Source organism: Skermanella aerolata KACC 11604, assembly GCF_000936425.1.
Lineage (GTDB): Bacteria > Pseudomonadota > Alphaproteobacteria > Azospirillales > Azospirillaceae > Skermanella > Skermanella aerolata.
Map to the genome: position 1 here is coordinate 62,648 of NZ_AVFK01000022.1, position 15,311 is coordinate 77,958.

Genomic DNA, 15,311 nt, shown 5'->3' on the forward strand with positions numbered 1-15,311 from the left:
ACCTTCCGCTTGGCCACCCTACTTCAGCGGCCAGAACAGCAGCAGCAGCGAGCTTCCCATCACGACCACCATGATGCTGAGCGGCAGCCCCAGCCGCCAGTAGTCGCCGAACTTGTAGCCTCCCGGTCCCATCACCAGCGTATTGCACTGGTGGCCGATCGGGGTCAGGAAGTCGCAGGCGGCGCCGATGGCGACGGCCATCAACAGGGGGTCGGCGTTCAGGCCGAGCTTTTGGGCCAGACTGGCGGCGATCGGAGCCATGACCAGCACGGTCGCTGCGTTGTTCAGGAAGGGCGTCAGCAGCATGGCGGCCAGCAGCATCATGACCACCGTGCCCTCCGCCGGCAGCGTCGCGGCGAGGCTGGCCAAGCCGCCGGCGATCAGGTCGGAAGCGCCCGTGCTCTGGATGGCGTCGCTGACCGGGATCAGCGCTCCCAGCATGACCAGGATCGGCCAGTCGATCGCCTCATAGGCTTCGCGCAGTGACAGGTGGCGGGTCACGACCATGATGACGGCAGCCGCGAAGAAGCCGACGGCGACGGTGACGACCTCGAGCGAGATCAGCAGGATCGCGATCATCAGGATCGGCACCGCCAGATTGAACCGGCGCGGCTTGTCGAAGGCAAGGTTGCGATAGGCCAGCGGCAGGCAGGCCAGGTCGGCCAGCACGGTCGCCATCGCGTTGCCCGGCCCCTGCACCACCATCACGTCGCCGACCTGAATGGGGATCTGGCGAAGCTGGGTCACGAATTGCCGTCCGCCCCGGCCAAGCGCCAGGACGTTGACCCCGAAGCGGGAACGCAGGCGGAAGTCCTTGATCGTGCAGCCGATCAGCGGCGACGAGGGCGCCACGACCGTCTCCATCAGGACAAGCTCCTCCCACGGCTCCATGCCGGCGCCCTTGGCCGCTCCCCCTCCGGTCGCGATCTCCAGCTTTCCGGCCGCCAGCAGCTTCTTGAGGTTCTCGGGATCGGTCTCGACGATGATGATATCGTCCTGGAGAAGCCGCCAGTGCTCTCCCGGAATGTAGCGCTGGCCCTTGTCGCGGATCAATGCGGCGACCGTGACGGCACCGCCCGACAAGGCTTCCAGATCGCCGACGGTGCCGTCCACCAGCGGGGAATTGGGCAGCAGCCGGACTTCCGTCAGGTAGTCGCGGATATGCAGCTCGCCCTCCGCCGACGACGTCGGCGACCGGCGCTCCGGCAGCAGGCGCCAGCCGAAGATCAGGAAGATCAGGCCGGTGACCGCGATGCCGGCGCCGACCGGGAAGAAGTCGAACATCGAGAAGGGTTGGCCGGTCAGGTCCTCGCGCACCCGGGACACGATGATGTTCGGCGACGTGCCGATCAGCGTCATGACGCCGCCCAGCAGCGATCCGAAGGCCAGCGGCATCATCAATCGCGAGGGCGACGCCTTGATCCGGCGGGAAAACTGGAGCGCCACCGGCATGAAGATCGCAAGGGCACCGATATTCTTCATGAAGGCGGACAATGCGGTCACGGCCCCGACCAGCACGGCGGCCTGGCGGGTGGTCGTCGTCAGCCGGTGCGCCAGCGGTTCCAGCAGCCGTTCCACGGTCCCGGACAGGCTGAGCGCCTTGCTGATGACCAGGGCGCTGGCGACCACCACGACGATCTGGTCGCTGAAACCGGTGAAGGCCTTCGCCATCGGCACAACACCGGTCACGATGGCCGCGAGCAGCGAGATCAGTGCAACGACGTCGTAGCGCAGCCGGTCCCAGATGAAGAGGCCCAGGGTCACCGCCAGGACGGCCATTGACAGGAACTGCTCGTGGGTCATGCCTTCTCCCTCGGGGCGCGGCCGACCGACTGGCCGCGGATGAGCAATTCAGCCGGACTTCATGCCCGGAACGGTGCGACCTGTCCATGATGGTCGACCGCTCTCGTAACATGTCCGGCCTCATCCGGCCATCATCGTGATGATGCGCCGCATCGAGGGAGGGTGGGTTCGGGTTTTGGTTCAATGTGCAATTGGATTTACCGGCAGACCGCGCAAGTTCCGGTTATGCCGGCAGCTTGCGGCGCCGGGATCAGGGCGAACCGGGGTGATGGATGGTCCAGGCCGAAGGCGGCATCACCGCGGTCCGGGAAGCCTTGGCTTTGCCGGCGCCCTGACTGCGGACCGCGCGGTCACCGGTACAGGCGTCCATCACCGATGCGACCGCTCCGGCGCCGAGCCCAAGGACGGCCAGCGCGATGAACGGCGCCAGGAGCCAGGCGATCGCGCCCCAGACCGGCAATAGGCCGGCATACTCCAGTGCCAGCGGGGCGCCCAACCACAGCAGCGCAGCATTGAATTTACCCATGGATTTGCTCCATTACTGAAATTTGTCACATATTTAATTTAATCTGCGCCTTTCCGCTGATGGTTTGGAAGCTGCAATTTGGAGGTACGGAGAACTGTATCGACTGATCCGAAACAGGGATGCCGAAGCGCGTGCGGGGATCAGGCGCGGATCAGAAAAGCCGTCTCGACGAACATCGGGACGAACCGGTGCGACGGCAGGCTTACCGTAACGGCCGTTCCCTCGCCCGGCTTGCTGACGATCGAAAGATCGCCGCCATGGCGTTCGACCAGGGCCTTGGTGATGAACAGCCCCATGCCGCTGCCGTCGTAGCGGCGGGCGGCCACTTCCTCGATCTGGCTGAAGGGCTGGCACAGCCCGCCGATCTTATCCGGTGCTATGCCGATGCCGGTATCCGTTATCGTAATCGGCAGCCGGCCCTCGGCCTCCTCGCCCACGGCGATCGCGATGCGGCCACCGTCCGGAGTGAACTTGACTGCATTGCCGATCAGGTTGATCAGCACCTGCCGCATGCGCCGCCGATCGGCGACGAGCAGCGGGGCAGGTTCCCGAAGCCGGATCTCGATCCTGTGGTTGGCGTGCGCTGCCGGTCCGCTCGCTAAGCTTGCGGCCTCCCGGATCAGGGCCGCCAAGTCGATGGCTTCCTCCTGGAGGGAGATCTTGTCGGCCTCGATCTGTGCCATGTCGAGCACGTCGTTGACCAATTCGAGCAGATGGTGGCCGCTGCGGCTGATGTCGGCGGCATATTCCAGATACTGGTCGCTGCCGAGCGGACCGAAGATCTCGGATTGCAGCAGGTCGCTGAACCCGATGATCGCGTTGAGCGGCGTCCTCAACTCGTGGCTCATGCAGGCGAGGAAGGTCGATTTCTCCCTGTCTGCCGCCTGTGCCGCATCGCAGGCGTCGCGAAGCGTCGCCTGCATCCGGCGCTGTTCCGTCACGTCCTGACAGATGCCGAACAGGGCGCTCACCTTGCCGGAGTCGTCGCTTTCGCAGCAGCCCTCGATCCAGGCCACCCATTCGCGGCCATCGTCGTTGCGGACACGGAACTCCCACTGGCTCGTCCTGCCGGACCTCAGGCAGGCGGCGAAGGCGCGTAGCAGCGGCCGCCGGTCGTCGGGATGGACGCGTCCGATGAAATCCTTGAGATGCGGGACATGTCCGGCCTGCGAGGTCCCCATGAGCAGATGAATGCCGGCCGACCATGCCAGACCGCCGGACGCGATATCCAGCCGCCAATGGCCCATGCGGGCGATCCGCTGCGCTTCGTGAAGTTCATGTTCCTGCCTGCGCAGGGCCAACTCCGACTGCTTCCGCTCCGTGATGTCCACCAGCATGTTGATGGCTCCGGTCAGCCGTCCCTTGGCATCGCGCAAGGGAGTCGGATAGGGCACGAAGGGAATCCGGGTTCCGTCCGGCCGCTCCGCCACGGCTTCGGCATTGCGGATCGGGCGGTTCTCTCTCAGCGCCACGGCCATGGGACATTCGTCATGCGGAAGCGGCGTGCCGTCGGGCCAGTAAAGCCGCAAGGAACCGCACCAGCGGTCCTCGCCCAGTTTGGGCCGATGTCCCCATAGCTGGGCCGCCGCCTCGTTATAGAAGGTGATCCGGCCGGCTTCGTCGGTCGTGTATACCGCTATCGGCATCGCCTGGAGCAAAGCATGATCCGGAACGTCCTGCCCAAGTGCAGGAGAGCCGAATATTTGGGTATCCATTACTCGCTCCCAGCGTGCATCTATTCGTGCCCGCTTGCGTCCTTCAACGAACTGCAACGTCCCTGATGCAACGTTCCTGATATCCGGCAAGCGCGTTTTTGCTAAAATTTATAATACATCCGAATCTCGCCGGCCGCAGATTTTGCTTGTATGTAAATGGTCGTATGAATGTTGTCATGCCGGGTTGAATACGGCGCGGATCTCGACCCGCTCCGCTTTTTGCAGCCCATCGCGGAGCGCCGCTTCGTCGGCAAATCGGCCTTCCAGCCGGCGGCCCTCGCAGAAGACCTCGACACGGTCGGCGGCGAAGGGCCAGGGGGAGAGCGTCAGGTCGGCCGGGTCGCCATGAGGTGATCGGATGTGAAGCTCGGTGACGTCCCCGGTCGCCGTCGGAACGCCGGGAATCGCGACTTCGCCGGTGATGCCCCAGCAGATCTCCAGCGACATGCGGTCGGTCGCGGCGACGAGGCGCCGGTTCCGTTCGATGGCATCCGGCGTGACATCGGGAGCCATCCGGGGATCGGCGGCCAAGGCTTCGACAGTCGCCCGCTGGAAGTCTTCCTGAGTGTCCAGGAAGGAGCGGATCAGCCGGGCGTCGTCCGGCGCCGCCTTGTTGAAATCGAAGAACGTGGTGTAGATGGTCTTCGCGTGCAGCGAAACGAGCAGTGCCGGATAGCGGCCGAAAGCCAGTGCCTGGCGCACGCCTTTGGTCCACAGCCGGGTATGGGTCGGCGGCTTCATATCCAGGAAATTGTGCGGCAGGCCGGTCTCGGGGTTGAGCGTCGGTTCGGCCTCCCATTCTAACCAGCCTATGTCGTGGAGTGCTGCGCCCAGGCAGACTTCCTCGTAGGGAGCGGGACGCGCGAAACCATCGTTGCCCCAGGCGCGGACCAATTGGCCCGACAGCCAGGAATGGCTAGGCTGCGGGATACAGATCACGGCACCGTCGGCCAAGTCTTTCGGTCTGAACAGCATGATCGGGGGTTCTCCGGTCTAGACTTTTCCTGATAACGCGCGAGACGGCCGGATCGGCACGGGCGCAGAACCGGCGTCCTTCCACGGTAATATCGGTGTCAATGCCGATATCGTTAATGGGATGACTCTGCGGGAGTAATCATGGGAGATGAAAAGTCTTCGGCTATCGATTCCGGTAACCAAATAATGTTAGGCTGCTGCCAGTGTTAGATTTGCTGGTGGGCGTCCATGAAAACCTCGTTCAAAAGTTCCGTATCGCTATGCGGCATCCTGCTTTGCTCGGCGCTGCTGGCCGGATGTGCCGAGACATCGGACCCTGTACTGGAAACCGCCAAGACGCCGCTGATGCTGGGCGAGACCCCGGCGGACAAGGTGGTATCGCTTCAGACCAGGACCATGCTGGCCGGGCTGGCTTGCGGTCCGGCGTGGGGCGATCCCCAGGCCTTCGCTCGCTATGCCAGCTTCACCGTCCGCAATGCCGCAATCCTGCGGAGTTCCCAGCGTGAGCTGGCCGACCGGATGGGCAGCATGGCGGAATTCGACCAGATGCACACCCGCATCTCCAACGGCGAGTCGATGCGGATGCTGCGGATGGGCAATGCCAATTACTGCGCGCTGATGCGGGAGCCGTTCTACGTCGCGGTGGCGATGGACCCGGAAGGACTGACCAGGGAAAGCCAAGTCGCGCAGATCAGTCAGCGCTGAGTCTTCGGACGCGCGCCCGGTCTTTGGATCGGTGACCTTTGGGTCAGCAGCCTTTGGATCGGTGGTCTTTGGGATAAGGCAGCTCCGAAGGGGTTTGACCGGGACCGGCTTTTCCGACCGGTCCTGTCCTTCTGTTTATTACACTGATGTGTCGTTTTTATGTACGATGGGTGGGTTGTTGAGCCCCGCTCACCGTGTTCCAATCGCCCTCCTTCGACCGTGCTGAATTCATGCGAAGACTATCGATGTCTTCAAACAAGATAAAATTTTCGCTGGAGGGCGATCGGCATGAACCGCATATACATGGCTTTGCTGGCGGTCCCGGCATTGTTGCTGTTTTCCACCCAGAATGCTTACGCTTATCTTGATCCGGGCACCGGCAGCATGCTTCTGCAAGGGCTGATCGGCGGCATCGCTGGGGGAATGTTTGCGATCCGTCTTTACTGGAGCAAACTGAAAAGCCGGTTCGGGGGTGGACGGACGCCGGCATCGGTGACGCAACGAGACGGCGTAGACTCCCCCACCGACAAGGCCCGCTGACGCATGACCGCTGTCGAACCCGGTTCGTTCCGGGACCCTTCCGGCCAGGTTTTCGAGAACGATGGCCGGATCTTCCGCACGATCACGGCCCGCGCTCTGGCCGACTACACCTTCATCCGCGACAGCGGCGTGCTCAACCGGCTGGTAGACGGCGGCCGGCTGGTAGCGTCGAATGAAGTCGATCCGGCATTGCTGGGCGAGCAGGCGCGGGGAGCGCCGATCGTCGTCGAGCATCCGCGTATCCCGTTCGTCTCATACCCGTATGAATGGCCGTTCCCGGCCTTGAAGGCGGCGGCGCTGTTCCACCTGGACCTCCAGATCGACCTGCTGGCCGATGGCGTCATGATGAGCGACGCCAGCGCCTACAACGTCCAGTTCATCGGACCGCGTCCCGTCCTGATCGACCTGCTGTCGCTGCGGCGCTATCGCGAGGGTGAGTATTGGGCGGGGCTGCGGCAGTTCTGTGAACAGTTTTTAAATCCGCTGCTGCTGCGGGCAGTGCTGGGCGTGCCGCATAACCAGTGGTATCGCGGCAGCCTCGAGGGTATTCCGACATCGGAGCTGAACCGGCTGCTGCCGTTCCACAAGAAGCTGTCCTGGCAGGTGATGACCTATGTCGTGCTTCAGGCCCGGCTGGAGGCGTCGGCCAACGACAAGGGGACGGCGGATGCGGGGGCTATCCGGAAGAAGGGCCTTACGAAGTCGTCGCTGCTCGGCATCCTGACCCAGCTACGCGGCTGGATCGAGAAGCTGAAGCCGGCCGACACCGGCAAGACGGTCTGGGGCGACTATGCCCGCAACAACACCTATACGGATGCTGCGGAAGAGGCGAAGTGCCGCTTCATCGCGGAATTCGCGGCGGCGGTGAAACCGAAGCTGCTGTGGGACCTCGGCTGCAACAGCGCCAACTACTCGGCCGTCGCCCTGGGGGCAGGAGCCGGGGCCGCGGTCGGCTTCGACTTCGACCAGAAGGCGCTCGAACTGGCGTTCGACCGGGCCATGTCGGAAAAGCTGAACCTGCTGCCGCTGTTCCAGGATGCCGCCAACCCCAGTCCCGACCAGGGCTGGAAGCAGGCGGAGCGGCGCGGCATCCAGGGACGCGGCGACGCCGACGGATTGCTGGCCCTGGCCTTCGAGCATCATCTGGTGATCGGGCGCAACGTGCCGCTGGACCAGACGATCGGCTGGCTGACCGGACTGGCTCCGCGCGGCGTGATTGAGTTCGTCCCCAAGGACGACCCGACCGTTCAGCGCATGCTGGCGCTGCGCGAGGACATCTTCGACGGCTACAGCGTGGAGGCTTTCACGGCGGCGCTGGAGGACCGGGCGCGCGTCGTGCGGGCCGAGTCCATCGCCGACAGCGGCCGCCGGCTGTTCTGGTATGACCGGAGCTGACGGCTTCCGGAGCTGCGACCGGAGCCGGGGAGAGCTGACGTGACCAGGAAACTATCGGATTTCCCCCTCTATCCGCTGCTTCTCGCGGCCTATTTCCCGCTATACCTGATGTCCGCCGACCTTGGCATGACCAACCTCGTCGATGTCGTCAGGCCGCTCGCGGTTTGCGTAGTGCTGGCCCTGGCGGCGACGTGGGCGCTCGGACGTGTGCTGCGCGACGTCCACCGGGCGGCGCTCTGGGTCGCGATGGCGTTCATCGTCATCTTCGATTTCCGGCTGCTTCAGCAGATGATCGACGGTGCCTTGAGCTTCTGGATCAAGGAACTGCCGGGGATCTACGCGCTGGCCGCCATGGTCGTCGTGGCGCTGCTGATCGGCTGGCGGGCGCGGCCAGGAGCCAACGTCACGCGCATCGCCAACGTGATCGTCGCCGTCATGGTGGCCTTCCCGGCGGTCTCGCTGGCCCAGCGGGCGCTGGTGGTCAATACGGCGGTGGCAGGCGGGCAGCAGAGCGCCGGGCAGACGGATGCGGCGTTCGATGCCGTCAAAGACGGCGGAGAACGTCCGGATATCGTGCACATCGTGCTGGACGGCTATTCCAGGGGCGACGTGCTGGCGCGCTACTACGGCTTCGACAACTCGGCCTTCCTGGACGGGCTGAAGGGCATGGGGTTCGCGGTGGCCGACCGCGCCACGTCTCCCTTCAGTCAGACGCTTCAAAGCATGACCAGCATCTTCACGGCATCGGACCTGGATGGCGTCGGCGGCGATAGGACGGGGGCGGAGCTGCGCGACGCCCTGCGCGACCGGCTCAAGCACAATCCCGTCATGGGGACGCTGGACCGGTTGGGATACCAGACGGCGGCCCTGGACATCCGATACGATCCCGTTCGGATGGACCAGCTCGACCGGCTGCTGGACCGGCACCCGCTGAGCAATTTCGAAGTCACCGGCTTGCGGCAGACGGTCTTCTACCCGATCGCGCTGAAGCTGGGCCTGCGTGAAGCCAGCGTCCCGCCGGAAACCTTCACCAAGCCCTACGAACGGGAGCTGACGGGACCGTATTTCCTTTATATGCATATGCTGACGCCGCACCCGCCCTTCGATATCACCAGGAACGGCGAGGTGCTGCCGCCGGAAGGCGGCTTCTGGAGCATGAACGACGGCTCGCACTATACCAAGCACCAGCCGGAGCGGGAGGAATCCTACCGGCGCGGCTATGTCGAGAAGCTGGTCTACACCAACGACGGCATTCTCTCGCTGGTTCGCCGCGTCATCGGGGAAGCCAAACGGCCGACCATCGTCATCGTCCACGGCGACCACGGCGGCGGCAAGCACTTCGACCACGACAGCGCCGAGCAGAGCTGCATGGGCGAACGCTTCGCCCCACTGCTGGCGGTCTATTCCAGCGACGGCCGCTTGCAGCAGGCGTTGCCGCCGGACATCAACCTGACCAACCTCTACCGCGTCGTCTTCAACACCTATTTCGGCACCGACATGCCGATGCTGCCCAGCCGAAGCGTCTTCATCGGCTGGAAGCGCCCGGAACAGCGGCGGGTGATAACGCCGGAAGAAATTGCGCGGAGTTGCGGGGGATCGTGAAGCGATCTCCGATGACGAGCTGAAGAGGCCCGACCTACAAAAGGACATTCTGCCAAAAGCACGCTGACCTAGGTCGGGCCTCTTCAGCCCGACATTTAACGTTCCAGGCCGGTCTAAACCCAACGGGATTAGCGCGCGAGCCGATCAAGGTCGTAACGGGCTTGGAGATTGACCCATAGCTCCGGCCCATTCCCGCACAGCTTGCCCAGGCGTAACGCCATGGCCGCCGTGACCGGAGCCTCTTCGCGAAGGGTCGCATAGAGCGTCTGCCTCGACACCTTCAACAGCCCGGCGATCTCGGCAACCGAGCGCCCGAGTGCCGAGATCACGTCCTCGCGCAGCAACTCGCCGGGGTGCATCGCGGGCAGGCCGGAAATAGGGGTATCTTTGGACATCGACGATCGGGCCTCCAGCCTTGCGCGATCAGCACTCAAGGCTAGCTTGCCGATCATAGACCATCACCATCGATTGCGCCACCAACGGGGTATATGGTCTACTTCCGGCCACTTGAGGGGCCAAGGGGATCGGCAGGGTGGCGGGTAGGGACAACAGTACTTCCAATCGCAAGCTGGATCTGGCGGCGCGGGCGGCGTGGCTTTACTACATCAGGGGCCGGACGCAGGACGAGATCGCGACGGAGCTGAACGTCTCGCGCCAGAACGCACAGCGGCTGATCGCGCTGGCGACTTCGGAAGGGCTCATCAAGTTCCGGATGGATTATCCGATCACGGAATGCGTCGAGATGGCGGAGCGGCTGAAGGACCGCTTCGGGCTTGTGTTCTGCGACATCATTCCGGGGGAGCGGCGGGACGAGGCTCCGGTGGCGGGTATCGCCATCAGCGCCGCCGAGCGGATCGAGAGCTACCTGTCCAGCAAGGCGCCCGCCGTGCTGGCACTGGGAACCGGACGGACTCTGCGGGCGGCGGTGGCGCAGGTCTCATCGATGGAGCGGCCGCAGCACAAGATCGTCTCGCTCGTCGGCAACCTGACCCGCGACGGCCGGGCCAGCCCCTATGACGTCGCGATGCGCCTGTGCGACCGGACCGGCGCGCAGTGCTATCCGCTACCGACTCCCGTGGTGGCCGACGATATCGAGCAGCGCAAGCTGCTTCAATCACAGCGCTGGTACAAGACGGTCAGTTCATTGGTGTTGCAGGTCAAGGCGTCGTTCATGGGGATCGGCGAGATCGGCTGGGGGTCGCCGCTGCATGTCGACGGCTTCATCACCGACCAGGAGCTGGCCGACCTCGTCAGCAGCCATGCCGTGGGCGAGATGCTGGGCTGGGCCTTCGACCAGGACGGGGTTTTGCTTTCCACCGCCTTCAACGAGCGGCTGACGGCGCCGCCGCTGATCGTGCCGGCCGAGCGGCCGACGATCATCATGGGGGCAGGGGCGGCCAAGGCTCCCGCCATCCGCGCCGCACTACGCGGGCGCTTGGCGAATGGGCTGATCACGGACGAAACGACAGCCGTCCGCGTCCTTGAACTCGACTGAAACAATCTGAGCAAAAGATGAAATTTGGGCTATTGCCCGACACTTGCCGACCTCATGTTCGCAAGCGCAGCAAGATTATGCCGAAAAATGGTATCCAAACGGCGTAGACGGGATGATTTTCTTGACGCTCTCCGAACCTCATGTGATGTTTGCCCAACGTCCGGGCAAATGCTCAAAGAAGGCGATCAAAAGGGAGGAGCGGAATGATCAAGAAAACCCATTTTCTTGGGCTGCTGACGGCTACCATTCTGGCGGGAACGACGGCGGTTCAGGCGCAGACGCGCCTGACGATCGCGACCGTGAACAATGGCGACATGATCGTCATGCAGAAGCTGTCGAGCAAGTTCGAGCAGGCCAACCCCGACATCAAGCTGGACTGGGTTGTTCTGGAAGAGAACGTGCTGCGCCAGCGCGTCACCACCGACATCGCCACCAAGGGCGGCCAGTACGACGTGCTGACCATCGGCACCTATGAAGTGCCGATCTGGGCCATGCAGGGCTGGATCAAGAAGTTCGACAATCTTCCGGCCGCCTATGACGTCAACGACGTCCTGAAGCCGGTCCGCGAAGGCCTTTCCTACAACAACGAGCTTTACGCGCTGCCGTTTTACGCGGAAAGCTCGATGACCTATTACCGCAAGGATCTGGTGCAGAAGGCCGGCATGACCATGCCGGACCAGCCGACTTACCAGCAGATCAAGGATCTGGCCGCCAAGATCCACGATCCGGCTAACCAGGTCTACGGCATCTGCCTGCGCGGCAAGCCCGGCTGGGGCGAGAACATGGCGTTCATCAGCACGATGGTGAATACTTTCGGCGGCCAGTGGTTCGACCAGAATTGGAACACCAAGATCGACAGTCCTGAATGGAAGGAAGCGATCACCCTTTATATCGACTTGCTGAAGAACTACGGCCCGCCGGGCGCCAGCAGCAACGGCTTCAATGAAAACCTCGCGATGTTCTCCAACGGCCAGTGCGGCATGTGGATCGATTCCACGGTTGCCTCGGGCATGCTCTACAACCCGGCGACGTCCAAGGTCGCGGACAAGCTGGGCTTCGCCCAGGCTCCGATCGCGAGCTGGCCGAAGGGGTCGAACTGGCTGTGGTCCTGGGCGCTGGCGGTGCCGGAATCCTCCAAGAAGGAAGACGCGGCCAAGAAGTTCGTCACTTGGGCAACGTCGAAGGAATACATCCAGCTTGTCGGCGAGACCGAGGGTTGGGTTTCCGCTCCTCCGGGCACCCGGCAGTCCACCTATGAGAACAAGCAGTATCTGGACGCGGCTCCCTTCGCCAAGTTCGTCGAGACCGCGATCGAAACAGCCGATCCGGTGAATACGACCAAGAACCCGAAGGCCTATGTCGGCGTCCAGTTCGCCGGTATTCCTGAGTTCCAGGCTATCGGCACCCAGACCGGCCAGACCATGGCCGCGGCCCTGACCGGCCAGATGAAGCTGGATCAGGCGCTGAAGACCGCGCAGTCCGCCGCCGAGCGGGCGATGAAGCAGGCCGGTTACCCCAAGAAGTAATTAAGCGAAACACCCGAAGGCTCCGCTCCTCCCCAAGTCCCGCAGCAGTTTCCAACGCTGCGGGATACGGGAAACGTGTCGCAGCACACTGGGAAATCAATCGATGTCAGCCAGCATAGCAACGGGGGCCGTCAAGTCGGCCCCGACGGTGCGAAGATCCGGACAGAAGGTCCGGACACTTCCCTTCGTAGCTCCGGCGGTGCTCATCCTCCTGGTCTGGATGATCGTGCCGCTCGCCATGACCCTCTACTTCTCGGCCATGCGCTACAACCTGCTGAACCCGGTCGTCGAGTTCGCCGGGATCGGCAATTACCAGTACCTGCTGGAAGACCCGAGCCTCTGGACCTCGATGTGGAACACGCTGGTTCTGGTCGGTTCGGTACTTGTGATTACCGTGGTAGCGGGTACTCTGCTTGCCGTTCTGTTCGATCAGGACTTCCCGGGACGCGGCGTCGCCCGGCTGTTCGCCATCGCTCCGTTCTTCGTGATGCCGACGGTCAGCGCGCTGATCTGGAAGAACCTGCTGATGCATCCGATCAACGGCATCTTCGGGTGGTTTTCCCGGCTGTTCGGGTTTCAGCCGGTCGACTGGTTCGCCGAGTATCCCATGACGGCTGTTATCATGATCGTGTCGTGGCAGTGGATTCCCTTCGCTTTGCTCATCCTGCTGACCGCCATCCAGTCGCTCGACAACGAGCAGAAGGAAGCGGCGCGGATGGACGGCGCCGGCCCGATCTCGATGTTCTTCTTCATCATCCTGCCGCATCTTGGACGCGCCATTTCGGTGGTGGTGATGATCGAGACGATCTTCCTTTTGACCGTTTTCGCCGAGATCTTCGTGACGACTTCCGGCGGTCCCGGTCTGGCGACCACCAACCTCGCCTTCCTGATCTATGTCCGGGCGTTGCTGGAATACGACGTGGGCGGAGCTTCGGCCGGTGGCGTGATCGCCATCATCCTCGCCAATATCGTCGCCTTCTTCGTCGTGCGGACCGTCGCCCGCAACCTCGAAGCATAGGGGGAGGAGGAGCCATGGATTCGAGCAAATCGAAAATCGGCGTCTTCATCCTGGGCTGGGGCGCCGCACTTGTCATCTTCTTCCCGATACTGTGGATGCTGCTGACCGGCTTCAAGACGGAAGTCGAAGCCATCTCGACGCCGCCGAAGCTGTTCTTCACGCCGACGCTGGAGAACTACTACGCGGTGTTCGAGCGGGCGGACTACATGAGCTTCGCGATCAACAGCATCGTGATCTCCGTGGTGGCGACGGCCCTGGCGATCCTGATCGCCGTCCCCGCCGCCTACGCCATGGCGTTCTTCCCGACGAAACGGACGCGCGGGACGCTGCTGTGGATGCTGTCCACCAAGATGATGCCTCCGGTCGGCGTACTGGTCCCGATGTACCTGCTGTTCCGTGACTTCGGCATTCTGGATACCAGGACCGGGCTGATCATCATCTATACTTTGATGAACCTGCCGATCGTGATCTGGATGCTCTACACCTTCTTCAAGGAAGTGCCGGGCGAGATCCTGGAAGCGGGCCGGATGGATGGCGCGCGGGCACGTCAGGAAGTGACGGAACTGCTGCTGCCGCTGGCGCTGCCTGGGATCGCCTCTACCGCCCTGCTGTCGATCATCCTGTGCTGGAACGAGGCCTTCTGGAGCCTCAACCTCAGCGCGCACAACGCCGCACCGTTGACCGCCTTCATCGCGTCGTTCTCCAGTCCGGAAGGGCTGTTCTGGGCCAAGCTTTCGGCGGCATCCACGCTCGCCATCGCCCCGATCCTGGTATTCGGCTGGATGAGCCAGCGGCAGTTGGTGCGCGGCCTTACCTTCGGCGCCGTCAAGTAAAATAACGAATTTTAAAGTAAAGGGAACGTCCCATGGCTACCGTTACCCTGCGGAACATCCGCAAGAAGTACGGCGAAGTCGAAATCATCAAGGGAGTGGATCTCGACGTCGCCGACCGCGAGTTCGTCGTTTTCGTCGGCCCGTCCGGCTGCGGCAAGTCCACCCTGCTGCGCATGATCGCGGGTTTAGAGAGCATCACCGACGGCGACCTTCTGATCGACGGCGCCAGGGCCAACGACATCGGCCCGGCGGACCGGGGCCTCGCGATGGTCTTCCAGTCCTATGCGCTCTACCCGCACATGACCGTCGCCGACAACATGGCCTTCAGCCTGCGGCTGGCCGGCGTATCCAAGGAAGAGCGGATGCGCAAGGTCACCGAAGCGGCCAACGTCCTTCACCTCGGCCCTTTGCTGGAACGTCGGCCCAAGGAGCTTTCCGGCGGTCAGCGCCAGCGCGTCGCCATCGGCCGCGCCATCGTCCGTCAGCCCAAGGTCTTCCTGTTCGACGAACCCCTGTCCAACCTCGACGCCGCCCTGCGCGTGCAGATGCGGATCGAGCTTGCCAAGCTACATGAAAAGCTGGCCGCCACCATGATCTATGTCACTCACGACCAGATCGAGGCCATGACCATGGCCGATAAGATCGTGGTGCTCCAGGGTGGCGTGGTCGAGCAGGTCGGCAGCCCGCTGGAGCTTTACCATCACCCGCGCAACCTGTTCGTCGCCGGCTTCATCGGATCGCCCAAGATGAACCTGTTGCCCGGCCGCGTTATCGGCAATACCGAGAACGGCATCACCGTGGAACTGGCGAGCGGCAATCCGATCGCGGTGCCGGTCAAGGGCGAGACTCTGAGGGGTGGCGACGAGGTCACGGTCGGCATCCGGCCGGAGCATATCCGCCTGTCCGACGACGGCGAGATCCCCGGCACCGTGCTGGTGACCGAACGTCTGGGCGGCCTGACCTTCCTGCATATCCAAGTCGCGGGCGACCAGACCATGGTCGTCCAGGCCGACGGCGACGAGGCCGCCAGCATGCACGACAACGTCCGGCTCAGCGTCAATCCGCGCGGCTGCCACATGTTCGGCCGCGACGGTCTGGCGATCGAGCACACCAGCCGCCATCACCTGATCGACAGCCCCGCCGCCGGCCGGCGCTCGGCTTGACCGCACAGAAGCTTT

At 63.4% G+C, this 15,311-nt stretch carries 14 protein-coding genes; 9 read left to right on the forward strand and 5 right to left on the reverse strand.

The genetic code is table 11. From position 1 onward, the window contains the following. Positions 1-18 precede the first annotated feature (18 nt). The 4 genes from N826_RS23435 to N826_RS23450 all read right to left on the reverse strand — a co-directional run bounded on the left by N826_RS23435 (position 19) and on the right by N826_RS23450 (position 5,019). Complete coding sequence (locus N826_RS23435) at positions 19-1,803, reverse strand: SLC13 family permease (protein WP_044432785.1); 1,785 nt, start codon at positions 1,801-1,803, stop codon at positions 19-21. A gap of 250 nt (positions 1,804-2,053) precedes the next feature. After that, positions 2,054-2,329: a hypothetical protein gene (locus N826_RS23440; protein WP_044432787.1), complete on the reverse strand. Its 276-nt coding sequence runs from the start codon at positions 2,327-2,329 to the stop codon at positions 2,054-2,056. A gap of 140 nt (positions 2,330-2,469) precedes the next feature. Then, positions 2,470-4,044, reverse strand: a complete 1,575-nt coding sequence (locus N826_RS23445) for a PAS domain-containing sensor histidine kinase (RefSeq protein WP_084721088.1) — start codon at positions 4,042-4,044, stop codon at positions 2,470-2,472. Between the two features lie 174 nt (positions 4,045-4,218). After that, positions 4,219-5,019 carry a DUF3891 family protein gene (locus N826_RS23450; protein ID WP_044432790.1) on the reverse strand — a complete coding sequence of 267 codons (801 nt, stop codon included), beginning with the start codon at positions 5,017-5,019 and terminating at the stop codon, positions 4,219-4,221. A 228-nt stretch (positions 5,020-5,247) separates the two neighbouring features. Between N826_RS23450 and N826_RS23455 the strand changes: the two genes are divergently transcribed. The 4 genes from N826_RS23455 (at position 5,248) to N826_RS23470 (ending at position 9,261) form a co-directional block, all read left to right on the forward strand. Further along, positions 5,248-5,724, forward strand: coding sequence for a hypothetical protein (locus N826_RS23455; protein WP_044432792.1), 477 nt, complete (start codon positions 5,248-5,250; stop codon positions 5,722-5,724). 288 nt (positions 5,725-6,012) lie between these two features. Next, entirely contained in the window at positions 6,013-6,264 is a 252-nt protein-coding gene (locus N826_RS23460; protein ID WP_052831894.1) for a hypothetical protein, read from the forward strand. Between the two features lie 3 nt (positions 6,265-6,267). Further along, positions 6,268-7,659 carry a hypothetical protein gene (locus tag N826_RS23465; protein WP_044432794.1) on the forward strand — a complete coding sequence of 464 codons (1,392 nt, stop codon included), beginning with the start codon at positions 6,268-6,270 and terminating at the stop codon, positions 7,657-7,659. 39 nt (positions 7,660-7,698) lie between these two features. Next, on the forward strand, positions 7,699-9,261 hold the full coding sequence (locus N826_RS23470) for a sulfatase-like hydrolase/transferase (RefSeq protein ID WP_044432796.1): 1,563 nt from the start codon (positions 7,699-7,701) through the stop codon (positions 9,259-9,261). Positions 9,262-9,389: 128 nt separating this feature from the next. On the opposite strand, the gene N826_RS23475 is transcribed toward N826_RS23470, so the two are convergent. Beyond that, the gene (locus N826_RS23475) at positions 9,390-9,656 is read right to left on the reverse strand and encodes a HigA family addiction module antitoxin (protein WP_044432860.1); all 267 of its coding nucleotides are present in this window, start codon (positions 9,654-9,656) and stop codon (positions 9,390-9,392) included. Between the two features lie 137 nt (positions 9,657-9,793). Between N826_RS23475 and N826_RS23480 the strand changes: the two genes are divergently transcribed. From N826_RS23480 to N826_RS23500, 5 genes are all read left to right on the forward strand, one after another. Further along, positions 9,794-10,756, forward strand: coding sequence for a sugar-binding transcriptional regulator (locus N826_RS23480; RefSeq protein ID WP_044432797.1), 963 nt, complete (start codon positions 9,794-9,796; stop codon positions 10,754-10,756). Between the two features lie 203 nt (positions 10,757-10,959). Continuing rightward, the gene (locus tag N826_RS23485) at positions 10,960-12,282 is read left to right on the forward strand and encodes an ABC transporter substrate-binding protein (protein ID WP_044432798.1); all 1,323 of its coding nucleotides are present in this window, start codon (positions 10,960-10,962) and stop codon (positions 12,280-12,282) included. 103 nt (positions 12,283-12,385) lie between these two features. Next, complete coding sequence (locus tag N826_RS23490; RefSeq protein WP_044432799.1) at positions 12,386-13,300, forward strand: carbohydrate ABC transporter permease; 915 nt, start codon at positions 12,386-12,388, stop codon at positions 13,298-13,300. A 14-nt stretch (positions 13,301-13,314) separates the two neighbouring features. Continuing rightward, complete coding sequence (locus N826_RS23495) at positions 13,315-14,133, forward strand: carbohydrate ABC transporter permease (RefSeq protein WP_044432800.1); 819 nt, start codon at positions 13,315-13,317, stop codon at positions 14,131-14,133. A 32-nt stretch (positions 14,134-14,165) separates the two neighbouring features. Beyond that, positions 14,166-15,296, forward strand: a complete 1,131-nt coding sequence (locus N826_RS23500; protein WP_044432801.1) for an ABC transporter ATP-binding protein — start codon at positions 14,166-14,168, stop codon at positions 15,294-15,296. Positions 15,297-15,311 lie beyond the last annotated feature (15 nt).

Coding starts and splice junctions, on each gene's coding strand:
- N826_RS23500 (WP_044432801.1), top strand. CDS start 14,166: ATGGCTACCGTTACCCTGCGGAACATCCGCAAGAAGTACGGCGAAGTC.
- N826_RS23445 (WP_084721088.1), bottom strand. CDS start 4,044: ATGGATACCCAAATATTCGGCTCTCCTGCACTTGGGCAGGACGTTCCG.
- N826_RS23490 (WP_044432799.1), top strand. CDS start 12,386: ATGTCAGCCAGCATAGCAACGGGGGCCGTCAAGTCGGCCCCGACGGTG.
- N826_RS23455 (WP_044432792.1), top strand. CDS start 5,248: ATGAAAACCTCGTTCAAAAGTTCCGTATCGCTATGCGGCATCCTGCTT.
- N826_RS23435 (WP_044432785.1), bottom strand. CDS start 1,803: ATGACCCACGAGCAGTTCCTGTCAATGGCCGTCCTGGCGGTGACCCTG.
- N826_RS23485 (WP_044432798.1), top strand. CDS start 10,960: ATGATCAAGAAAACCCATTTTCTTGGGCTGCTGACGGCTACCATTCTG.
- N826_RS23475 (WP_044432860.1), bottom strand. CDS start 9,656: ATGTCCAAAGATACCCCTATTTCCGGCCTGCCCGCGATGCACCCCGGC.
- N826_RS23440 (WP_044432787.1), bottom strand. CDS start 2,329: ATGGGTAAATTCAATGCTGCGCTGCTGTGGTTGGGCGCCCCGCTGGCA.
- N826_RS23465 (WP_044432794.1), top strand. CDS start 6,268: ATGACCGCTGTCGAACCCGGTTCGTTCCGGGACCCTTCCGGCCAGGTT.
- N826_RS23450 (WP_044432790.1), bottom strand. CDS start 5,019: ATGCTGTTCAGACCGAAAGACTTGGCCGACGGTGCCGTGATCTGTATC.
- N826_RS23460 (WP_052831894.1), top strand. CDS start 6,013: ATGAACCGCATATACATGGCTTTGCTGGCGGTCCCGGCATTGTTGCTG.
- N826_RS23495 (WP_044432800.1), top strand. CDS start 13,315: ATGGATTCGAGCAAATCGAAAATCGGCGTCTTCATCCTGGGCTGGGGC.